The 22,447-nt window shown below is 62.1% G+C and carries 17 protein-coding genes; 11 read left to right on the plus strand and 6 right to left on the minus strand.

Annotated features, from left to right (window positions below):
* A partial coding sequence (locus NET03_RS06725; RefSeq protein ID WP_286207268.1) for a transketolase-like TK C-terminal-containing protein occupies window positions 1-939 on the plus strand: 939 nt, incomplete at its 5' end.
* 1,002 nt (window positions 940-1,941) lie between these two features.
* Here the strand turns inward: NET03_RS06725 and NET03_RS06730 are convergent.
* Complete coding sequence (locus NET03_RS06730; RefSeq protein WP_252128144.1) at window positions 1,942-3,489, minus strand: MDR family MFS transporter; 1,548 nt, start codon at window positions 3,487-3,489, stop codon at window positions 1,942-1,944.
* 92 nt (window positions 3,490-3,581) lie between these two features.
* Between NET03_RS06730 and NET03_RS06735 the strand changes: the two genes are divergently transcribed.
* The 4 genes from NET03_RS06735 to NET03_RS06750 all read left to right on the plus strand — a co-directional run bounded on the left by NET03_RS06735 (window position 3,582) and on the right by NET03_RS06750 (window position 10,191).
* Window positions 3,582-5,294 carry a thermonuclease family protein gene (locus tag NET03_RS06735; RefSeq protein ID WP_252128145.1) on the plus strand — a complete coding sequence of 571 codons (1,713 nt, stop codon included), beginning with the start codon at window positions 3,582-3,584 and terminating at the stop codon, window positions 5,292-5,294.
* Window positions 5,295-5,429: 135 nt separating this feature from the next.
* A complete protein-coding gene (locus tag NET03_RS06740; protein WP_252128146.1) occupies window positions 5,430-6,287 on the plus strand; it encodes an SDR family oxidoreductase in 858 nt (285 codons plus the stop codon).
* Between the two features lie 1,383 nt (window positions 6,288-7,670).
* A complete protein-coding gene (locus tag NET03_RS06745; RefSeq protein WP_252128502.1) occupies window positions 7,671-8,939 on the plus strand; it encodes an EAL and HDOD domain-containing protein in 1,269 nt (422 codons plus the stop codon).
* 7 nt (window positions 8,940-8,946) lie between these two features.
* Window positions 8,947-10,191 carry an EAL and HDOD domain-containing protein gene (locus tag NET03_RS06750; protein WP_252128147.1) on the plus strand — a complete coding sequence of 415 codons (1,245 nt, stop codon included), beginning with the start codon at window positions 8,947-8,949 and terminating at the stop codon, window positions 10,189-10,191.
* Here the strand turns inward: NET03_RS06750 and NET03_RS06755 are convergent.
* Window positions 10,188-11,069 carry an alpha/beta fold hydrolase gene (locus NET03_RS06755; protein WP_252128148.1) on the minus strand — a complete coding sequence of 294 codons (882 nt, stop codon included), beginning with the start codon at window positions 11,067-11,069 and terminating at the stop codon, window positions 10,188-10,190. The genes NET03_RS06750 and NET03_RS06755 overlap by 4 nt on opposite strands.
* 1,563 nt (window positions 11,070-12,632) lie before the next feature.
* Between NET03_RS06755 and NET03_RS06760 the strand changes: the two genes are divergently transcribed.
* Together NET03_RS06760 and NET03_RS06765 are read left to right on the plus strand one after the other, a co-directional pair.
* Window positions 12,633-13,115, plus strand: a complete 483-nt coding sequence (locus NET03_RS06760; RefSeq protein ID WP_252128149.1) for a flavin reductase family protein — start codon at window positions 12,633-12,635, stop codon at window positions 13,113-13,115.
* 472 nt (window positions 13,116-13,587) lie between these two features.
* The gene (locus NET03_RS06765) at window positions 13,588-14,232 is read left to right on the plus strand and encodes a TlpA family protein disulfide reductase (RefSeq protein WP_252128150.1); all 645 of its coding nucleotides are present in this window, start codon (window positions 13,588-13,590) and stop codon (window positions 14,230-14,232) included.
* 228 nt (window positions 14,233-14,460) lie between these two features.
* On the opposite strand, the gene solA is transcribed toward NET03_RS06765, so the two are convergent.
* The 3 genes from solA to NET03_RS06780 all read right to left on the minus strand — a co-directional run bounded on the left by solA (window position 14,461) and on the right by NET03_RS06780 (window position 18,073).
* The gene (solA, locus tag NET03_RS06770) at window positions 14,461-15,684 is read right to left on the minus strand and encodes an N-methyl-L-tryptophan oxidase (RefSeq protein ID WP_252128151.1); all 1,224 of its coding nucleotides are present in this window, start codon (window positions 15,682-15,684) and stop codon (window positions 14,461-14,463) included.
* A gap of 450 nt (window positions 15,685-16,134) precedes the next feature.
* Window positions 16,135-17,238: a coiled-coil domain-containing protein gene (locus NET03_RS06775; protein WP_252128152.1), complete on the minus strand. Its 1,104-nt coding sequence runs from the start codon at window positions 17,236-17,238 to the stop codon at window positions 16,135-16,137.
* 229 nt (window positions 17,239-17,467) lie between these two features.
* Window positions 17,468-18,073, minus strand: a complete 606-nt coding sequence (locus tag NET03_RS06780; RefSeq protein ID WP_252128153.1) for an O-methyltransferase — start codon at window positions 18,071-18,073, stop codon at window positions 17,468-17,470.
* A 450-nt stretch (window positions 18,074-18,523) separates the two neighbouring features.
* Between NET03_RS06780 and NET03_RS06785 the strand changes: the two genes are divergently transcribed.
* From NET03_RS06785 to NET03_RS06795, 3 genes are all read left to right on the plus strand, one after another.
* Window positions 18,524-18,736, plus strand: coding sequence for a hypothetical protein (locus NET03_RS06785; RefSeq protein ID WP_252128154.1), 213 nt, complete (start codon window positions 18,524-18,526; stop codon window positions 18,734-18,736).
* A 379-nt stretch (window positions 18,737-19,115) separates the two neighbouring features.
* Window positions 19,116-19,307, plus strand: coding sequence for a hypothetical protein (locus tag NET03_RS06790; RefSeq protein WP_252128155.1), 192 nt, complete (start codon window positions 19,116-19,118; stop codon window positions 19,305-19,307).
* 419 nt (window positions 19,308-19,726) lie between these two features.
* On the plus strand, window positions 19,727-20,041 hold the full coding sequence (locus NET03_RS06795; protein ID WP_286207286.1) for an ArsB/NhaD family transporter: 315 nt from the start codon (window positions 19,727-19,729) through the stop codon (window positions 20,039-20,041).
* Between the two features lie 10 nt (window positions 20,042-20,051).
* Here the strand turns inward: NET03_RS06795 and NET03_RS06800 are convergent, their stop codons facing one another.
* A complete protein-coding gene (locus NET03_RS06800; protein WP_252128156.1) occupies window positions 20,052-21,311 on the minus strand; it encodes an alkaline phosphatase family protein in 1,260 nt (419 codons plus the stop codon).
* A 147-nt stretch (window positions 21,312-21,458) separates the two neighbouring features.
* Here NET03_RS06800 and NET03_RS06805 point away from each other — a divergent pair, with 147 nt between their 5' ends.
* Complete coding sequence (locus NET03_RS06805; protein ID WP_252128157.1) at window positions 21,459-22,439, plus strand: agmatinase; 981 nt, start codon at window positions 21,459-21,461, stop codon at window positions 22,437-22,439.
* Window positions 22,440-22,447 lie beyond the last annotated feature (8 nt).

Raw genomic sequence — 22,447 nt, forward strand, 5'->3', positions numbered from 1 at the left:
GCTCCACGGATTCCCTTCCTCGTTGGTGGCTCAGCCGATCTCAGCGAGTCTACCCGGACTTCGCTGGAGGGCTACCCCCCGATCGCCAAAGAGCGATACTCTGGACGAAACATCCACTTTGGTGTCCGCGAACATGCCATGGGAGCAATACTCAATGGGCTGACCCTCCACGGCGGCCTGATCGCCTACGGCGGAACCTTCCTTGTCTTCAGTGACTACTTGCGCCCCGCCTTGCGCCTTGCTGCCCTCATGCATCTTCCGGTGATCTACGTCTTTACCCACGATAGCATCTTCCTTGGTGAGGACGGCCCAACGCACCAGCCTATAGAGCACCTTGCTTCCCTCCGCGCAATCCCCAACCTCACCGTCATCCGCCCAGCCGACGCTGCCGAAACGGTGGAGGCCTGGCGCGTTGCGCTCAACTACAACGAAGGGCCGGTAGCGCTCGTCCTCACCCGCCAGAAGGTGCCTACCGTCACTGCCGGCGTGGCCGAGGGGCTGGCGCGCGGCGCCTACGTGGTTCGCGAAGCTTCACGCTGGCCGCCCGACCTCCTTCTCATTGCCAGTGGCTCCGAAGTTGCCCTCGTCATGCAGGCTGCGGAGACACTCGAGCGTGACGGGCTGGCCGTCCGCGTCGTGAGTATGCCGAGCTGGGAACTCTTCGATCGGCAACCAGACGACTACCGTGCCGCCGTGCTCCCGCCGGAGGTGCCGCGGCGTCTCGTCGTCGAGGCGGCTCGCCTCTTGGGCTGGGAGCGGTATCTAGGACCGCACGGCCGTGGACTCGGGGTCGACCGGTTCGGTGCCTCCGCACCGGCTCCAGTTTTGGCCGAGCACTTCGGCTTCACCGTAGAGCATGTCGTCGCGCTCGCCCGCGAGCTCGTCGCCATGACACCGGCACCACCAGGCATGAGTACCCCGACCGTGACGGGAAGCTAAAGCGACGCGGTGACCTGCCCTCGCTTCTGCGTCACAAGCGCCCTCGGCGCTGTCGGCGTTCTACCACACTTCGGCACACTGCTCTTTGGGCCAGGCGCAACGCGGTCGGCGCCCGATTCATCGCACGCCGCATCCTTGTCCCTGCGCGAGTTGGCCAGCACCGTGCACGTCCACACCGCCGAGCACGGTGCAGTGTGGCCGAAAGCGCGCCGCGTTGTAAGTGAGTCTGACCATGCCCGCCTGGGGCAGCAGGCCTTGCGCCAGCGCCAGTGATAGGTCATCCTCGCGCAACGAAGCTTCTTTGCGTCCATCTCTGAGACTCCCACACCCCACGGCCGCGATGTATGGTCCCCACCGACATTGCTGGGTGTTGCGCGTGTGGGGGCTCGCCTCTTCTCGCCAGGACCGGCAAAGGTCTGCAGTGCGGGGAAAGCGTAGGACCAAGCAGGGTGCGTCAGAGTGTGCCGCATCGCACCCGCATCTACGGCGATCTTTGTCCTGATCGTGAGAGAAGGCTCCACAGGGGATGCTTCTGCGGTGGGATCATCCGCCCCGGTGTTCCGTGTTATCGTCACGTTGTTGACTGGTGAGAGAATGTATTGGTGTCGGGATCGTTCGTCTTCTCGGGAGTGCAGCTCATGCGCGCTCTCGGCAAACCATCACGGAGGCTCGCCAGCTGCAGCGGAATCGGCAACGTGGGTGGGCGATCCAGGGACGAGTACCAGGTGCCCTCTCAACTTGCTTCACCGCGGTGTTTCCCTGTCCCTCGTGGGTGAGTTTGCGACGCCACCAGCTGGGGGAACCGGGTGTTGGGGCGTTGAGCCGTGTGTCCTATTGCCCAACACTCCGCACTGCACAGCCCTCACTCAGCCGCACGATGGCAGCGGATACCGAGCGTCGTTTTCCCGTGAGGTAGTCCCGACCGTCTTCGCACAATCTGCCATGGCATGCTCCCCTGGCGTGGGGGTGTCCCCCCGGTGTAGCACGTGTACGGCATTACCGTCACTCTGCTGGGTTGGTGCTGCCTCTCCGCGTGTTGCTTACCACCAGTTCCCCTCGTGGAAAGCCCCACACCACCAGCCCGACTGCCAGGATGACCAGGGTGAGGATCCCAAAGTACACCCATCCCAGGGCATCGGCCAAGGCTACCCGGAGCGCTGCCAGCGTGTCTTGGGCCAATGTCGCCCGGAGTGCCGGCTCCAACAGAGCGGTTGTCGGCACGTTTCCGAGAGCTCCGGTGCGAGCAGCCAGCCCCGCACTCAAGATCATCCCCAGGGCGGCTACCCCAACCGCCCCGCCAATCGACCGGGCAAACCCCACCAGTGCGGTCGCGATTCCTCGTTCCTCCCAGCCGACCGCATTCTGCACCGCGATGATGAACGCCGTCGCGCTGAATCCCATTCCCACCCCGAACAACCCTGCGACTGTCACCGGGAAAGCCAACCCAGCCGAGCGCGGCACTGCTTGCAACAGGAGCGCCGCGGCCAGCATCGCTGCCATCCCCACAAGTACCGAGCTCCGGAAGCTGAAGCGCAGGATCACCCGCCCTGCCAGGGTCGACGCCACCGACCATGCGACCGCGAAGGGCATGATCACCCCGCCCGCAGTCATCGCCGTCCCGCCGAGCACCCCCTGCACAAAGAGCGGGAGATATGAAGTGGTCCCAAACATCCCTGCTCCGATGAGGATGCTTCCCAGAACCACCACCCCTATCAGCCGTTGCCGGAGCAGGGGGAGTGGCACCACTGGTTCAGCCGCCCGTCGCTCGATCCACCAGAATGCACCCAGAAGTGCTGCCCCAAGAACCAGACTTCCCAGCGCCAGAAGGCGCCGCTGCTCGCCTCCACCCTCGAGGTCCAGTAAGCCCAAAAGCACGAGCGCCAGCCCCAAGGTCAATGTCAGCGCCCCTGCGTAGTCAATCCGGTGCGGCCGCCGTATCACCGGTTCCGGGAAAGCAAGTCCAAGCAGCGCGAGTGCGGCAAGACCAAAGGGAAGATTCACGTAGAAGACCCAGCGCCAGCTCAGCGTGTCGGTCAAGAATCCTCCCACCGCCGGGCCGGCGACTGCCGAGGCGCCCCACACGGCACTCGTCAGCCCTTGCAGCCGTGCTCGCTGTTCGATCGGGAAAAGGTCGCCAAGGATCGTCAACGTTACCGGGATGATCCCGCCTGCACCCAGCCCCTGCAACGCGCGAAAGATGACAAGCTGCAGCATCGACTGCGCCAGACCGCAAAGCATCGAGCCGGCAAGGAACAGCCCCATCGAGACGAGCAGCACCCGCTTACGGCCATACAAGTCGGCCAATCGTCCGTAGAGCGGTATCGTGGTGGTGCCAGTCAGCAGATAGGCAGAAAAGACCCACGGGTACAAGGCCAGCCCGCCTAATTGTCCGACGATCGTCGGCATCGCCGTCCCTACAACGGTGGCGTCCAGCGCCGCAAGAAACGTCGCTGCTAAAACTCCCGCCACGATTGCCACCTGAGCGCGGCGTCCAAGCACACGCACTGCCGCGCTGCGAACTGCTTCCGTGCCTGCCGGCTGTCTGCTCATCCTCCGGCCTCGCAGCCCCGTAGATGCGACCGGCAGTATGACGCAACCGGAGCCACTCAGCAACGGTGGCCGCGTGGTACATGGGGAGTGTGGTGAGCCGTATTTCGGCGACCCCAAAACCCTCGTTCTCTCCGTATACTGCTTCCAGCTCTCTTGAGGTCGGTGAGTGCACCCTGACCTGCGGTCGGGAGACGCTCCATCCGGGGATCGAGGTGACTGAAGTGATGCGACGAACTGTCTCTCGTCTGGTGCGTCCAGAACTTGTTGCGCTCCGCCCCGCGCTCCTCCTGCTGCTCGTACTGACCCTCCTGCTTCCGTCACCGCTCCTTGTCCAGGCCGCTCCCACCGGCCACGACGCGTTCCTCGATACCTGGGCCCGGAGCGACCTTCCCGTCGCCCAGGGCCGCGTCAGCCGCACGTGGATGTGGGGCCCGGAACCCTTCACCACGCCACTCCGTGAGCCCTACGCCGAGGCACCCGGTGGCTTCCGCCTTGTCCAGTACTTCGATAAGTCTCGGATGGAGATCACCAATCCTCTCACTGATCGCTCTTCTCCCTGGTATGTCACCAACGGCCTCCTCGCCAGGGAGCTCATTACTGGCCAATTGCAGCTCGGTGACGCCACATTCCAGGCCGTCCCACCGGCCCAAGTCAACGTCGCCGGTGACCCTGATGATCCGAACGCACCAACCTATGCGAACTTCGCACACCTCCTCGCCGCCGCACCACTTCCGGTGGGTTCTGTGGTCACGCAGACGTTGGACAATGCTGGAATCGTCCGCGACGATCCCGGTTTGGCACGCTATGCCGTCACTGCCGCGGTGCTCGTCCCGGAGACGAACCACAGTGTTGCTTCGGTGTTCTGGGGCTTCATGAACGCCCGTGGTTTGGTCTACACCGGATGGCGCTTCCGTGAGGACACGCTCTTCCCCAATCCGTTCTATGCCACGGGTTTTCCCATTACCGAACCCTACTGGGTCCGTGTCCGGGTTGCTGGCACGCCACGCGATGTGCTCGTGCAGTGCTTCGAACGCCGCTGCCTCACCTATACCCCAGAGAACCCGCCGGGTTGGCAGGTTGAGGCCGGCAACATTGGCCAGCACTACTACCGCTGGCGCTATGAGCAGCTCGGCCGGACCCCGCAGCAGGCTGGGGTCTACGAACTCGCGACGGTGACGAACGTTGTCGACGGTGACACCATCGATGTCGAGTTCCGCGATGGCCGCACCGCTCGCGTCCGGCTCATCGGCGTGGATACGCCCGAGGTCTATGGCGAGGTGGAATGCTTTGGCGTTGCTGCCTCGCAGTTCACTGCCGAGTGGCTCAACCGCAAGCAGGTCGCCCTTGAACGCGACGTCTCAGAAACTGATCGCTACGGCCGGCTATTGCGGTATGTCTGGATCGGTCCCTACCTCTTCAACGAGCTCCTTGTCCGTGAAGGATACGCTGGCGTCACGACCTATCCGCCCGACGTGAAGTACGCCTGGCGCTTCCGCGAGGCCGAGCGAGTCGCCCGCGAGGAGCGCGCCGGGCTTTGGGGTGTTTGCCCGAGTTCCCCGGTCGGCGGAGGGCAGGAGCCGCTGCCTGAACCTCCTTTGAGCCCGACTCCCCTGCCGACATTGACACCGTCGCCCAGTCCGGAACCCTCCCCTACCTGCGATCCCAGCTATCCCACGGTCTGTATCCCGCCCCCACCGCCTGACCTCGACTGCTCAGATATCCCGTACCGTCGCTTCCCCGTGCTTCCTCCTGACCCACACCGCTTCGATCCCGATCGGGACGGTATCGGCTGCGAGGTGGGCTGAGGGATCACTCAAGAAGTCGCTTGTCGCGCCAAGGCGACGGGGATGAGCGACTTCCTGCCGCGAAACGCAACATGATACTTTCGAGCTATACTGAGCAAGAAAGAGCGCGTTCGAGCGAGCGAAAGGATCAACAGCATGATCGGCGTAACTGGTTCCACAGGTCGACTCGGTCGACTCGTCATCGCCGAGCTCCTGGAGCGTGTCCCCGCGGGTCGCATCGTCGCACTCGCTCGGAACCTGGAAAAGGCGCGTGACCTGTCCATGCGCGGGATCACCATTCGCCACGCCGATTACGATGATCCAGCAACACTCGACTCTGCCCTCGCCGGAATCGAGCAACTTCTCCTCATCTCCGGTTCAGAGGTCGGCCGCCGGATTGTGCAACACCGTAACGTCATCGAGGCTGCACAGCGTGCCGGTGTCCGCCTTCTGGTCTACACGAGTCTCTTGCACGCCGATCGCTCGCCGCTCCGCGCACTCGCGGAAGAACACCTCGCAACGGAGGAAACGGTGCGCACAAGCGGTCTCCAATGGGTCATCCTCCGCAACAGCTGGTATACGGAGAATTATGAAGAGCGTGCCCGAGCCGCCGCGACCACCGGCGAGCTCGTTGGTGCAACGGGACGGGCACGGATCGCCTCGGCCACGCGGGCTGACTATGCTGCGGCGGCAGCAGTCGTTCTGACCGGTGATGGTTACGCTGGCCGGATCTACGAACTTGCCGGTGATGAGGCTTGGACAATGGATGACCTCGCATGTCTCATCGCCGAAGGTAGTGGGCGGCCAGTCACGTACCGTGATTTGTCACCTGAGAAGTATGTTGCGTATCTCGTCGAGCGTGGAACACCTCGCCCAATTGCTGACGTGCTTGCCGCGCTCGAGGCAGGGATCGCTCAGGATGCGCTCTTCGACGAGAGCCGCCAGCTTAGCCAGTTGATTGGCCGTCCCACAACCCCGCTCCGCGAGGTCGTTTACCACTGGCTCCGAACCTGACCGGTAACGCGGCCCGTCCGCTGCTCTACGGATCTCTTGCCTGCGCTTTTCTCGCCACTACCCTCCTCTCCACAGCCGCTCGTGTCACCCGCGTCAGAAGAGAGCGGTTCGTCGACCACGAAGAACTACACCTTCACCGCTCGAAGGAGCAGCAGCAAGACGCCTCTCTCCAGTCAGGACTGTTCTGGTCGGTACAACCGACCGCCCAGGTATTGAGTCGTAGCCGGGCTCGTCTCAGCACAACCACTCCTGCCCAGGCACCGATCGCACCCTGCTCCCCTGCCCTCTCATCATGGTCAGCGAGCTGTCAGCCGACTGCTCCAGGTAACGCTGATGGTGCTGCGTGGGCACGGGACGGGTACACCAGCGTTCCCGCGCTGTGTCGATTCGAGGCACCAAGACACCACGAGTCGGAGCGCTTCGCCCAAGGCGACGCCTATTCGATTCCAGAAAGGAAGCGAGCAATTGGTCGCCGGAAGGAAGGCCGGCATTTGATGCGGTTCCGCTCCTGAGGAAACTGTAGGGAGATGTCATGGGGAGCGGTATCGTCCCATCGCGTGCTACCAGGACATGCGGGTAACAGGGCTCCGACGTGCTTCCTTGAGGCTCTACCACTCGTCGTTGATCAGGAAGGAACAGCGAACGCCACAGAAGGCACGAGACAGCACTCGAAGGATGTTCTGCGGCTCTTTGGCTTTGCCTGAGCCGGCCGCTCCACACTCATCGACCTGGTTGCGGTCTGGGGTGTGTTCAGTTGGCCCGGCGTGATCCTCGCACGTGCCTTGGCTCTCCGTGGCTTTTTGGTTGCTCCCTTCTCTGTGACCTTCATGCAGGGTTTCTGATGGACACTCATCGGAGTACGGTGGCCTGCTGGTGCTAGGCACTGTCTTCCGCTTCTGGAGCACCTTGAACGTGGAGAGTAGCGTACAGGGTAAGTGATTCCCTCGTGACCGAGTAGTTTGGCAAGGTGAGTCCCTGCATTGGGAAACTGGCTGCCTGGCTGGTGCAGTCTTCTCTCCACCACACGCTGCCACCCCTACCGATCCGGCTGCGGCGCCCCTCCGCATGTCAGCTGCCTCAGCAAGAGTCGCCGAGCAAGGGGGCGTAACCAATCGTGATCCTCCGGGGACTGTTCCTGTGAATGCACGGCAAACGCCATCTGCACGCCTTGTCTGGGTCGACACTGCACTCCATCGCGGGGAGTCCGCGAGGCAGTCGCTCTCCCGCGTACGAGGAAATGCCGGCCCCCTATCTGTGCTCAGCGATGCGAGAGCATGCCTTTCTGGCTTGGCCAAGAAGTCCCAAAAGAATTCCGGACATCGTTCCCAGATGATGGCTGCGGTGCTTGCCGATCCTTCGCCATGAAGGGAGTCGTGAGTGTTCATGCGCGATGTCTTTGTGCGTCGCCAGCCCATCTTTACGCGGCGCCTTGAGGTTTGGGGTTACCAGATCATAGCCGGACGCTTCGGCTACGTCGAGCCTGTGGTGTCATCGCCAGGACGGCCACAGACAGGTCGCCTGACTCTTCCAGGCTCGCCCGGTCTACCGCCTGTCCCCAGTGATGAAGCGCGCCTCTTGCTGGAAGCGCTCGCCGAAATCAGTCTACCCGCCCTGGTTGGCGAGTCGCTGGCCGTAGTTCGTCTGGCACCGACGACAGCACTCACGGCTCGTGATTTCCTTGTCTCACTCGCCCCGCCCGATCGTCTCGTTGCGCTGATGACGCTCCATCCTGTTCCGGACCGTGCAGTGCTTGCCGACGCACTCGATGCCCTTCGGGATGCCGGCTTCCGTGTCGGTCTTGCCGGTTTTCAGGGCCAGCCTGAGTTCTTGCCATTTGCTCGCACCGTTGACCTCGTTGCAGCAAGTTGTCAGGAGATTGGCCCAGAAGGGCTCGCTGAGTTCGCCAATCAGCTGCGGGCATGCCGGGCTCAACTTTTGGCAACCGATATTGACACCTACGACGTCTACGATCGCTGCCGCGAATCTCGTGTCACCCTCTTTGCGGGCCCCTTTCTCTCGGCCCCTCGCTCGGTCCGGTCGACTCGTGCTCCCTCGAACCGCGCTCTCCTGCTCCTGCTTGCCCGGTTGCAAGATCCTGAGGCGGAGTTCTCCGAACTCGAAGCACTCATCTCTTTGGACGTTGGTCTCACCTATCGGCTCCTCCGGCTTGTCAACTCGGTCTGGTACGGTCGACGTCGGATCGAGTCAGTTCGTCAAGCCCTGCTGCTCCTCGGTACCCGACTCGTCTCGGCCTGGGTGACCTTACTTCTTATGGCGGATATTCCGGACAAACCGCACGAGCTGCTCACGACAGCAGTGATCCGTGCGCGGATGGCAGAGCTCGTCGCCGCTGCCCGCGGACGGACCAGTCGTGAGGCTGCATTCCTGACCGGACTCCTCTCGGTGCTCGATGCCCTGCTTGACCAACCGATGGAGGAGCTGCTCGCGTCGCTCCCGCTCACTGACGAACTACGCGCAGCGTTGCTTCAGCACCAAGGAGAACTTGGTGCAGTCCTCGATGCTGTCCTTGCCTATGAGCGAGGAGACTGGAATCGCCTCGCCTTGCTGGGTTTGCGGCCCTCTCTCCTCACGTCTGCCTACCTCGATGCAATCGCGCTTGCTCGCGAGATTGATCTCGCCATGGCCGCCTGAGGTCGCCGTGCATGAGGTACTCATTACCCGTCAGCCTGTCTTCGATCGCCATCTTGACACCGTCGCTTACGAACTTCGTTACGGTCAACCAGTGTCGACTCTGCAGTCGGGTGCGTCATCGAATGCCCAACGCTTCCTCGATACCGTCCTTGAGCTTGGGCTCGATGCACTCGTCGGGGCCCGCCTTGCAATTGTCTCCTTCCCGCCTCCAGTCATGGTCTCGTCGTTGCCGGATCTTCTGCCTCTCCTCCCCGCTGACCGGCTCGTCCTGGCCGCTGGACCGGACGACCTTCGCGAGCCGGAACTCCGAGGAGTGATTCGCCGTCTTCTGGCGAGTGGCTGTCGGTTGCTCCTTAATCTTGCGGACGATCCCCTCTTCACTGCCCTACCGCTCGATGACGCAGATTTCATCCGCCTCTCGCTCCGCCATGCCAGGGCCAAGCTCGACCGGCGGCGCGCGCTCGAACGTTGGCTGACAGAGCAGCTGGCAGATGTCGCATCCTATCGCTCTGGTGGCCTACGGGTGCTGGTGTCCGATGTCCAGGACTACCGGGAGTTTGTGCGATCACGCGATCTAGGTGTCGATCTCTTCCAGGGTGATTTTCTCTTCCGTCCGATCCTTGTGCGTGGGCGTCGGCAGCCAGTCTCGAGCGCTGCCTTGTTCCTCCTTGCTCGCCTCAGCGATCCAGCCATCGAGTTCGAGGAAGTCGAGCGTCTCCTCGCACAGGACGTCCAGCTGACCTACAAGCTGCTCAAACTGGTCAACGCGGTCTGGTTCGCCCGTCGTACCCGCGTGGAGTCGCTTCGGCAAGCGCTGCTTGTCCTCGGTCTGCGGAGCGTTGCGGCCTGGGTGGCCGTGCTTGTGCTGGCAGGGATCGAACGGAAGCCAGTTGAACTCGTCCGTACTGCACTCGTCCGCGCTCGCATGTGCGAGCTTGTTGCCGGTGCTCTCGGCGTCTCGTCGCGCGAGACAGCTTTCCTCACCGGACTTCTCTCGGTACTGGACGCTGCACTCGATGTGCCTCTGGCCGATACGCTCGCTGAGCTTCCGTTGACGAGCGAGGTCACAGAGGCACTGCTCTACCACCGTGGCCCGCTCGGCCGTGTGCTCGCCGCTGTCCTCTCGTACGAGGTCGGGCATTGGTCACCACTCGCAGATCTCCCCATCACTCCAATGCTCCTAACCGAGGCCTTTATTGACGCACTTGCCTTTACCGCTCAGGCCCTCGTTGGGCTCGATCTTGCCCCCTAACGCAGCACCGGAGCGGCCGCCGGCCGCTCGAGAAAGACCGCGATCGCGCGCCCAAGTGCGCGGGGCCGTTCCTCCGGGAGAAAGTGGCTCGCATGGACGAACGCCAGAAAGCGGGCTCCAGCGATTGTCCTAGCATATTCCTCCGCTTCGTCGAGACGGAACTGCGGGTCGCGTGCTCCCCAGGCAACGAGGAGCGGAATCCTGCCTTCCCAGCAGCGTTCAGCGAGCGCTACTCGCCAGCACTCGAGGTCAGCCGCACTGAAGAGCGGTTGCCGTGCCAACCGGACGAGCGTGCGCCGAAAGCCGAGTTCGAAAGGCTCCCAGTAGCCGCGAAGCGCCTCCCGGTCGAGCACGCTCGGATCGGCGAGGAACGGGCGCATTGCCAGCCACAACATCCATGGCCGTGCCAAGGCGATCGCTCCGTCGCCGAGCAGTGGGACACGAAGGAGAGAGAGTGGCGAGAACCCCGCTCCACGCCAGCGTTCCACACGGAAACTCGTATTGGTCACAACGAGGTGCGTGACTCGTTCTGGCCAGCGTTCGAGTAGAGCTACCGCGACAAGCGCTCCCGCATCGTGCCCGACAAGCGCACACCGCTCGACCTGGAGTCGTTCGAGCAGCCGAGCAAGCTGTTCAGCGAGTTCGGTCACAGTGCTCGCACCGCGTGCGGGTTTGTCGGACCGTCCAAAGCCGAGCAGGTCAGGAGCGATGACTCGCCGTTCCCGACCGAGAATCGGCAGCACCTTGCGCCACAGAAAGCTCGAGGTTGGGATCCCATGCAAAAGAACAACTGGTTCGCCCTCCCCACGTTCGCGGACAAACCACCGTCGGCCATCGACGTAGACGAATGCACCGCCGGGGGTCTCAATCCTGGCCATGGGTGCCCTCCTCTCGTGCGCTGCTTCTCGTTGCGCAAAGTTCTGCCGCGAACGTCCACGGCAACCACTCACGGGAATCACGACCATTCGCACCAGCCCCTCGGGCTACCCGCCCACCCCGGTTGTAAGGAGTGCTCGGATACCTTCGCCCTCTCCTTCGCTTACAACCGCAACGAGCAAAAATGGCGCGTCTGGTCAGGGAGCAATGCAGGCATTTCTTCCCCGGATAATGCTCATCCTCGAGCCGTGCCACTGATCTACACGTGACAGAGCTCAGGCGTGACGACCGAGCTCGCCGGGTATCCCTCGGCCAGCGGAGTCGCCGCCCTCGCCTGATCAGCCTAGCAGGAGAGAGCCGATCTCGGCGCTGGATCCCGCGTTGCTCCCGAGTTTGCCGCCAGGGTGCATCGTGACCAGATCGTACCCGTTCCTTCACCCGGTTCACGAGATGGCCCGAGGCGTCTTGTGACGCAGAGCCTTCAATTCAGCGAGTGTGCACTTACCCTCCCTTCTCGGCGAAAGGCCTGTTTCCCTGAATCCCGGAACCACGTGCCGGCGCGTCGATATGCTCGATTTGTGTGAGGATCAACTGGTCTCCTCCCCGCCTCGAGACCCTGCAGCACGTCCGGAAGGCGGAGGGCTAGCCTCCTGTTCGGTGTCACCCACACAGCCCGAACCTCAGGAATGTCCGGCCTGCTGCGTGCAAGCGGGTCACCATGTGTGCTCCTTGGTGCGAGTGGCTAGAAGGATCATTCTTGCTGACCTTGGTTCCAGAACACGAGCGCGCACAAGAGGTACCCTGGACGGCTGGGAGGAGAAAGGTGCTGGCGAGAGAGTATTGACTGTTGCACCATCTCTCCCCTGCTCTGGTCACCGTTTCAGGTCGGGCGATGCGGCTCAGCCGGTGTGACACGAGAGGCGCGACTCACGGAACAGTGCTATGTGCTGCACGCGACTCTCACTTCCCTGTGTCCTCAAAGGTGCATCGTGGAGCGCATGTGCCTCAGTCCCTGCGTCCCGATCGTTGCTGCTTTCCCTACCTTGTGGCCGCCGGATGTGTCCGGCGAGGAGATGTGGGTGTGCTCACGTGCGTCTGCATGACGAAAGGGTACGACCCCTTGTACTCGAGTGCTGTAGGTATGCCATCCATCCTCTACCTCAAGACGCGTACCATGCAGAGTGCTCTGACAGGGCAGGGGGGCAGCGGCTAGGCACGAGCATGATGGTGTGTCGCCGCATGGTTCACCAACGGATCCGGTGCGGAGCCGCGGTGTCGCGGAACGTAGAGCTACTGTGCAAAGACCTTTTGGGTTCCCAGAGCTGGTCGATGAATCCGATGTGGGAATACTTTCTGCCCAAGCATGCATGCGGAGCGGCCTGCGCTCCAAAACGATCGTGCAGGTGCGCCAGCGAGGGGCTGACAGTTCGCGTACCCTGCCCGTCGACTCTTCGCTGCCTGGCCGACCGCAGGGGATGCCGGCGTCGAACCTCGTTGCCCGTGTCTGTGGTCACGTCCAGGCTGTCGCGCCTGCTCGGAAGAGAGTCGCTCAGGGGGGATATCCTATGGTCGATCCAGAACGCTTTCGTGACGTGATGGCTCGTCATGCGGCCGGAGTGACGGTTGTCACGACCGCCCACCCATCGGGCTATCACGGCGTGACAGTCACCGCTTTCTGCCCGCTCTCGCTGGAGCCACCGCTCGTCCTTGTTTGCATCGGACGTGAGCAGCAGAGCCATCGTCTTCTTGAGGAAGCGACCGGCTGGGTCGTGAACTTGTTGGCGCGGGAGCAGGAGTTCCTCGCCGAGCAGTTCGCCGGGCGCGCGCCACTGGCTGACCCACGCTTCTCACGCATCCCGCATCATCTCGGCCTCCTCGGGATCCCCCGCATCGACGGCTGCCTTGCCTGGATCGAGTGCCGCCCCTGGGCCCGCTACGATGGCGGCGACCATTCGATCTTCGTCGGTGAAGTCGTGGCTCTGGACCTTGGTCCTGCCGATGATCCCTTGATTTACTTCGATCGGCAATATCGGGAACTGGCCTGGTGAGCGTCACAGCTGCGCCGGCTCCATTCGCTGCTCAATGAGCAGCAACGGTGTCGCGGGACATACAGCTAGCCTCACTATTCCCGAACGTGGATGTGTCACGTCCCGCCATGGATCGACTGCCCCATCTCCCTGCCCGCATCCGTGCTGGTGCACTCCCGGTTGATCGGAGCTCGAGAGGTTCGTAGTGTTTCTGGTCTCTGACTTCACGAGAGAAGCAAGACAATTTTAGCTCGATGAGATTCCGCACTGCGTCCCCGGTGAGTGTGTGTTTCTCCCCAGCTATCTTTCAATGCCAGCGGTCATCTCTACCTCTTGTTTATGAACAGTGTCCGCGAATGTGTTCCAGGACACGGGATCCCATGGGTTGTAATGTGCTCTGCGCATGCCAGTCACCATGCGCCAAGTTCATCTTGATGAGTGTCTGGGAGTACACTCCCTATGGGGAGAGTAACGTGTGTGAGGGAGCCTTAGGGTGGCTGAACAGCTTCAAAACCAATCCGGTGAAGTTCCAGAAACGGTCCCGGCGCAGCGGCGGGAACGCCCGCTTTGGCTGCTTCTTGGGTTGAATATCGCCCTCCTGGCGGTCCTCGTTAGTGCCGTCTGGCTCGCGGTTTGGATGATGCGCCGCGGTGAGGCGCCGCGCCCCGCTCCTTCGGCCGGCGACTTTCTTGCGGGACAAGCCCTGACCGTTGGAACTCCAGCCCCCAACTTTCACCTCCCGCTCCTCGACGGAGAAGAGATAGACCTGAGCGCGCTCCACGGACGCCCTGTCCTGGTCAACTTCTGGGCTTCGTGGTGCGCTCCCTGTCGGGCGGAGATGCCGGCGCTCGAGCGGGTCGCGCAGAACTACGAGCAGGCTGGGCTCGTCGTGGTCGGCATTAACCAGCTTGAGGATCCAGACACAGTGCGGCAGTTCGTTCAGGAGTTCGGAATCTCTTTCCCCATTGCGCTCGATCGTGATGGGACAGTCAGCCGAGACTGGCGCGTGTATGGAATTCCTCAGACGTATCTGATCGACGCTGACGGGGTGATTCGCAAGGCTTGGGTCGGGATGGTCACTGAAGACTCAGTCTCTCGTGCACTCGCGGAACTTGGCCTTCCGTCGACTACTTCTTGAGGAGCTTCTTCTCCTGGTTCCTGCGTCGTGCTGAGGAGCATGTCACCGTCCCCAACTGGGTAGTGTCTCCACAGGGAGCCCAAGCTCTCTGTTGGACATTGAGCTTCGCGCTGCTCGCCCAGTGGTGCTGTCTCCGCAGGTGCCCCCTGCTGGACGCTTCGGGTGGGAGCTCGTGCGCACGCTGATGGAAAGACTGTCAGGTGACTGGCTGAGCAGAAGCTGCTCGTGTCACTCGTCGGGTTGGTTACCGTGCACTTCTTGACTTGCGCCAAACAGTGGTCGAGCAATGCTGTCATCTTCTGCGCGCTGGAAACGTGTGAGCCGGAAGAGTGCCGGTGGAGATGTCGTCGGCTCGGTTGTCAGATCAGCCAAGAGTTCGCCGATCGCCGGGGCGAACTTGAAGCCGTGTCCTGAACACGCGCTGCAGAGCACGACCTGTGGCCACTTGGGGTGCCGGTCAATCACGAAGTGATGGTCAGGGGTCATCGTATAGAGACAGGTTAGGTACCACAGCACAGGGCCGGTGGCGCCGGGCCAGTAACGCTCGAGCGTCGTGCGCAGCTCCTCGATCTCCGTGGGCTCGGCTGTACGGCGAACCGTCTCCGGTGTACAGACTTCGCCAGCATCGTGCCGGCCAAACTTTACCCCCTGGCCAGGAAGCTCTGGGAATGCACCGTAAATTCCGGTCTCGTCTTCCCATAAGGCGAACGGGAAGTGCTCCGCGCGGTAGCGGGCGGGTGTCGTCGGGGCGAAATGTACATGGAGGATTCGCCAGACTGTGAGCGGCAGGTTGAGTTCCGGGACGCTCGTCGGTAGCCAAGGCCCAGTGGCGAGGACGAGCCGTTCTGCGTGGAATGTCCCGAGCGACGTCTCGACCCGAACCCCGTCACCGTCCGGAATCCAGCGCTCCACCGGGGTGGAGTAGTGCAGTTCTGCACCCGCCGCTCGCGCTTCGTCGACGAGTGCTGCCATGGCTGCTTCCAGATCGATCAGGGCGACCTCGGCTTCCCATACCGCAACCTGATCCGGTGCCAAGCGCAGGCCTGGAAAACGTACCGCCGCAGTTTCCGCATCCAGGAGTTCGTGTGTGAGACCGTGTTCGCGGGCGCTGGCCAGTGCCCCGCTCACCAGTGCCGTCTCCGGACGGCCGATGTACAGGCCTCCTGTCTTCCTGAGCAACTGGCGCCCACTGGTCCCTTCCAATTCACGCCAGAGTGACCAGGCACGTCGTACGAATGGGACATAGTCCGGTGCTTCGTAATACGCTGTCCGGATAATGCGCGTCTTCCCGTGCGAGGAGCCGCGGTCGTGTCCGCGTGGAAAGGCGTCGAAGCCGAGCGTGCGATAGCCGCGCTGGGCAAGATGAAAGGCGGCCGAACTTCCCATTGCCCCGAGCCCGACGACGATAACGTCGAGACTGCGCACCATAACCCCCCAAGCCGACAGATTCACCCTATCGTATCTCCATTGCCCCCTGCTAACAATCCGGGAATAGTGAACCTCTATCGTCCCAGCGATTCGTGATCCGTCCGCATGCATTGCCGAAAGCTTGCGGATTGTACACAATCACAGAGACCCTGACCCGGTTTAGGGGTGACAGCCGAGTGGCTCCAGCGTGTGAATCGAGTACTCCAGCGAGTGAACCAGGTGCCAGAGCGTCCAGCGACCCCGCCCCCATCACTGGTCTGCCTCTCGGTGTTGTCTGCCCTCTTCTGTCCATGCAGACGGTGGCTGTGGAAAGGCGGTGTGGACCTCAGCTCGGAAGACTGAGCGGCGCGACACGATCGTCCACACTGACCACGGGAGGATGAGTCCTGGACATGGCGCGGCGGTGGGCTGCTCAGCTGAGGGGGCCGGCCGAACAGTCCAGTGTTGTGTGACAAGTTCGCGGGTGAATGCGGTTTACCGAATGTCCTGACCAGGGCCTGGCAGCACGAGACCCGCCGGTTCGACGAGTTCGCCCCGCCGCGAGAGCACGCCGAGCCCCAGTGATGCTGCGGTCTGCAAAGCATCGCGGTAGATGCGTTGCCCGTACACATAGGCGAGGAATGGTGGCTCAACCGCTTCACGTGCGAGTCGGCTGAGGAAGGACTTGGTTGTCAGTTTCCTAGCCCAGTTCCGAATGTCTCTGCGATGCAACTGGACCTTTACCTCGACAACAACCCAATGTTCCTGCCCCTGTGGGTCCACAACCAAGGCGGCGAGATCAAGTTCGCCGTTGACAGCCACGCTCCAAGGATTCTGCTTGATGGTATAACCCTTTCGCTCTAGTGTGGCCACGAGGGCATCCGCCGCGTCAGCTTCGACCATCGCACCGATCGTGACGGTCACCGAGGCGAGTTCGCTCCGAATCTGGCGGAGTGTCCGTTCGTGACGTTCGGCAGTTATCGTCAGCTCCTCAAGACGCTGCTCGTGGCGCTCGCTAGTGGCAGCAAGGCGGGTGGTGATCTCGGTGAGTTCCGCGAGGCGCTGGTCATGGCGTGCGGCGAGGGCGCGGAGGGCGGCGAGTTCCTGCTCGTGGCGCTCGCTAGTGGCAGCAAGGCGGGTGGTGATCTCGGTGAGTTCCGCGAGGCGCTCATCGTGGCGTTGGGCGAGTTCCTCCAGTCGTGCCAGACGCTCATCATGGCGCTCGGCGAGGGCGCGGAGGGCGGCGAGTTCCTGCTCGTGGCGCTCGCTGGTGGCAGCAAGGCGAGCAGTGATCTCGGTGAGTTCCGCGAGGCGCTCATCATGGCGTTGGGCGAGTTCCTCCAGTCGTGCCAGGCGCTCATCATGGCGCTCGGCGAGGGTGACCAACCTGGCGAGCAGCTCCTCGTGACGAAGCGTCGTGTTCCGGAGTTCCCTGAGGTCCTGCTCTATCCGATCCAGCTGCTGGCCTCGTCGCTGCATCTCGATCGGAAGCGCGAGTAGCTCCTGCGTCAGGACATGGCGCCGGAGTTCTTCCCGCAGCTCAGGATATTCCTCTATTGCCCGGAGCAGCGCTCGAAGCTGCTCAATCGACAGGGACATCAGTGATTTCCCCTCTGCGCATGTGCATCTCAACAACTATAGCAGAGTCTCCCAACTTGATCATCCGGTGGCAGTCGGCTCGCCCTCTCTTCTCGGGTGACATCTCCCTGTGTGATGATCGCCCACCTGCCACTGTGTTCTGCGCTGTGGTCTTAAGCGAATTCGTCGAACAACGTACATTTTCACCATAACTCACGGTCGGTTGGTAGTGATCGCTCTGACGAGTTGCTCATAACCAGCGTTTGACTGTCCATTCGAGGCCGCGCTCGAAGGGGATTGTCACCGTGTGGACGTCCGGATGAGAGCGTACGAGCTCCTGGTAGTCTCTACAGTCGTGTGAGACCACATTGTCGGCGATGACGAGACCACCCGGGATCACGCGGTCAATTCCCGCAAGAAAGAGTCGGCTGTAATCGTCCTTCTCGGCGTCGAGAAAGAGGAGACCAATGCCATCAAATCGTCGCACCAGTTCTGCTGCGTCTCCCTCGAGCACTGACGCCACATCAGCCAGTCCGGCTTCAGCCAGGTTCGCATTCGCTTCCCGGACTCGCTCCGGACGGATCTCGCTCCCGATGACCTGCCCACCATAGGTCTGGGCGGCCAAGGCCAGCCAAATCGTCGAGTAGCCCACGGCCGATCCTGCCTCAAAGATGAGTCGTGGCCGGAGCGCAAGGATCAGTCCATAGAGGAATGCACCGGTCGGCGGTGTGAGTGCGCGGATACGGAGCTCTTGTGGTAGTCCAGCCGCACGCTCGGCAGCGTCCCGCTCGTGCAGGCGGTCAAGGACAAGGCGGGCTCGCTCATTGGCGATGAGGTGTTCCTGTGGTCTCACCACGGCTCATGCTCCGTTCGTTCATACTCCCTCGCGCCGGCGAGTGTAGCACGTCGGATTCGCGGGGCGCTCCGACGCTGGTGCCCGTGAGGCTTCCTGCGGCGAGAGGAGCGTTGCTGGCACGCGACCCGTGGATCGTTTTTCCATCAGCTGCTCCGCTCACCAGCTCCCTGGTGTCGCGTACCATCTGAGAGGGGTTCAACGGATTTGTTGAGACTGCAGAGACCCTTTCCCCTCGACCAAAACGTGCCGTAGTGTGTATCTCCCTTGTGCTTCTGGGCTACGCGAGGAACACCCCTGACGAATCTCGTACGTGCTCTCAACAGAGTGGTGTGAAGGGTGGGCCAAATTCCTAACTGAGAGAAGAAGATCTTCGTGGCGGGAATTTGCACGAAGTGGGGGCTGCGCTCTGGGTAGTAGTGAGAGCAGTACTCTTGGGTGAAGGCGGTTGAGATGCGACTGAGTTGGGGAATTACCACCCGGCTTTCCCGTGCTACGCCTGTTGCCCGCGCGACAGGAGGCGGGGTGTTGCAGGTCCGCCTGGGTGTCGGAATTTTCGCAGCGACATTGGGAGCGATTTTCACTAGACCGGCACGGATCTCGGAGGCGCAAGGGGTGCTGCTCGGCGCAGCTGCCCGGCTGGCCACTAGCTTCTGTTCGACCTGAGCAGGCGGCTACAGCGGTGCTTGATGACTGAAACATACATCTCCTCGTCTTCGGCCTAATGATCTCGGCTGCTCTCGCTGAACAGGCAGGGGTCTTTCGGCTTCTCCCAGGATACGCTGTGCGGTGGACAGATGGCTCGACACAGCGTCTATATGCAGCAGTCTTTGCATTCGGTGTGAGGGTGACGGCAGTACTCTCCAACGATGCAAGTTCGTAGAGGGCGAAACGACGCGGCCGCGGCAGAGGCGTGACGGCAGTACTCTCCAACGATGCAAGTTCGTAGAGGGCGAAACGACGCGGCCGCGGCAGAGGCGTGACGGCAGTACTCTCCAACGATGCAAGTTCGTAGAGGGCGAAACGACGCGGCCGCGGCAGAGGCGTGACGGCAGTACTCTCCAACGATGCAAGTGCCATCCTTCTGACTCCAGTGGTCGCAATGCTTCTGCTCGGACTTGACCTCCCTCCGATGCCCTTCCTCTTTGCGACCCCCTGCATTGCCGATACAGCATCGTTCTTGCTCCCGGTAAGCAATCCGATCAACGCCCTCGTCTTGAGCGAACAGATCGACTGAGCGTTCTTCCTCTGCTTCCTGTTCGTCCCAGGCGCCTTCGCAAGTGTCACCAACGACGTGGTCTTCGCCTGGTGGTTCTGTGATGATCTGCGTGGGCACGAGGACTCCGCACGTTGGCGTGTTGTGCTGCCGAACGACCAATCTGTTGCGCACCGCATGCTGATTGGTCTTGCTCTGGCCTCTGTGTTTGGATTGTGGATGCGTCTTCCGCTGGGTCTGTGAGCGGTGAGTGGCGCGCTGACGCTTGGACAACTGGCACCTGTACCTGGAGCACCCTGCGGCGAGGCATTTCCTGGCCACTCTTTGGTTTCCGCACTGGCATGGTAGTCATTGTCCAGAGGTTTTAGGAGCTTGCCATAACGGAGCGGTTCGGTACTCCGCTCCTGACCCTTGATGAGGAATCGTCTTTCCGAGCTATCCTGGAGACCACCTTTGGTGCAGCACGTGGTTCCAAGCTCATCAACACCGTCCCGTTGACGCTCGTGATGCGGGCAGCGCTCTCTGATGCCGGTCTTCCCGCTCCGCAGCACCAAGCACTGGAGTATGCGACTGTCGTTAAGGCCCACTGCGGCCCGAATGTCACCACCGTCGGTTTGTTGGCGACGATGCTCTGGGTCCTACAGCTACACTGCTACGGGATTACGGTATCGCTATGGCAGTATCTCTGCCTTGGCCTTCTTGTTGTTCCGTCAATGTTGCTGATTGGCACGCTGATGATCTGGGTCCAAACGTGAAGGATGACGACTAAGGGCGCCAAAGAAGACACGGCACGAGCTGTTCGGTGGACTCCAAGCTGGCGTGCGCACCAAAGAAGGGTCGCAGTTGCGCGCCGGGCGGGTCCCAGGGAAAGCTGGCTGCCCCTACGGCCAAGAGCACAAGCTCGCCGACGCGGTATTGTGCTTCTGGGTGATACGGCGGTGGACCGAACAATCCTTCCTCGAACAGCTCGGATCCTGCCAGGATCACGCCGTCGTTTGCAGCAAGTTGCCGCACACGTTCCAGAACATCGGCCGCTCTGCCCGGCAAGGGGTGAAGGTAGACAGCACGTCGTTCCCCTGCCGGCGGCAAGGCCAAATGTGCAAGGAGTGTGGGGTCGGATAACGGACGTTGCCGTGCTGGATCAAGTGCTACCATCCCGTGATCGGCAGTCAGAACCACCAGCACGTCGCGGCGTGGCAGGCGGGCAATGAGTTCCTCCACAATGAGCCGATCAAGCTGGCGGAGTTCGATGTGCCAGGCGGTTGACTCTGGGCCAGCAAAGTGCCCGAGCGTGTCCAGACTGTCCCAATAGAGCGTGACGAGTTGCCGGCCTGGTTGTGCCAGTGCGGCGTGGGCGTGGGCGACGAACTCGCCGACCGTGCGGTAGCCGCGAAACTCCGCTCCCGCCGTCTGCATCTTAGTCAAAGGCGTGTCACGAAAGGCCTCGGGACTCACCACGGTTGAGCGGATGCCAACGGAAGCAGCGCGTTCGGCGATCGTTGGTACGGGGAGAAACTGGCGAGGCTCGAGCCCAGCGTTGGCATAGCTCGGGAAGCGGCCAAGCGGCGACCAGAACAGCAAGTTGGAGAGCATGCCGAACTCGCGGAGAAATGCAGTGAAGCCGATGAGGCCGTGCCGAGCCGGAGGCTCACCGGTGGCTAGTGCTGTGAGCGCAGCGACGGTGGTCGAAGGAAGGACGGAAGTCAGTGGAAACAGCACCCCTTCCTCCGCGAGACGTGCAAGCCCCGGCACCTCGCCGTCTGCCATTGCCCACGCAAGGCGCTCGTACCCGAGACCGTCGATGATGATGAGCAGCACCGCTTCCACCCCTTGGGTGAGATGCGATGGCCAGAGGTCATCTGAGACTGGTGTGCCAGCAGGCAGAGCGCCGAGCGTTGTCAGAATCGACCAGGGAAGATTGACGATCCCAAACCCCTCGTAGCTTGGCCGCACCCAACTCGGTCGCTCTGCCGAGAAACGTGTCCGCTCCCGTACCAGTTGCACTGCCTTCTCTCTGCTTTCCATGGTTTCCCCTCTCCTTCCCACCCCGATTCTCCTCCGGCGTTGCGTTCTCCAATCCTTAGGGCGAGCCGAGTATACCGAGATCGGCTTGACGGGAGGCGGCGCACGCGTCACAATGCTCAGGAAGTAAAACGTTTCGCGGCGGTGTCGATGCAAGAGCAGTACGAGGTAGGCCGCTCCGAGGTGTCGATTCTCCCGGCTCAAGCCGGTTGTCCCACTGTTCTCGGACTTCCCCGCCTCAACGAGTTGCAGCAGCCGCCCCACATCGCCTTTCTCGGTGTACCGTACGGCGTGCCCTACACGGGTAGTGGTCCAGAGCTCCCCTCGGCGGCCGCACCAACGGCGTTCCGTGCGGCATCGCTGGCTTTTCAGCCGTATTACCGGAACTACGACGTTGATTTCGACGGTGATCTCTTTGCCGACCGGGCACTTTCGTTGGCCGATGCCGGGGATGTCATGCTTCTCCCCGGTGACCATGCGGGGAATCTTGCTCGGATCACTGGTGCAATCTCCCAGTTGCTCAACAGTGGGACGGTCCCGATGGTACTGGGAGGTGACCACGCAGTCACGATACCGGTATTGCGCGCCTACAGCGGCTTTCGCTCGCTCTGTGTTGTTCAGATTGATGCGCATCTTGACTGGCGCGATGAAGTCAATGGTATTCGGGAAGGGTACTCGAGTCCAATGCGCCGAGCGAGCGAACTCCCAGCGGTACGTGCCATGCTCCAGGTGGGACTGCGCGGTGCTGGGAGTGGGCGTGCTGAGGAGTTTGCGGCAGCTCGGGCCTGGGGAAGCGTCCTCATTCCAGCCCGTGTCGTACACGAGCGGGGCGTCGTGTGGGTTCTGGAGCGGCTCCCAGTAGCGGACGGCTATTACGTCACGATCGATGCGGACGGGATCGATCCGGCGTTTATGCCGGGTGTCAATGCGCCGGCACCAGGTGGACTTGCCTACTGGCAGGTGTTTGATCTTCTCTGTGGTGTGGCGCGGCGCGGTCGGGTTGTTGGGATTGATCTCGTCGAGCTCGCTCCGGCACGAGATCCCAGTGGCGTGACACTGGCGCATGCGGTGCGGCTCTTGCTGGTCGCAATTGGTGCGATGGCACACACAGGGCAGTTTGATAAGAGGTAAGGAGGGCA

The sequence above is a fragment of the Thermomicrobium sp. CFH 73360 genome (assembly GCF_023806465.1).
Taxonomy (GTDB): Bacteria; Chloroflexota; Chloroflexia; order Thermomicrobiales; family Thermomicrobiaceae; genus Thermomicrobium.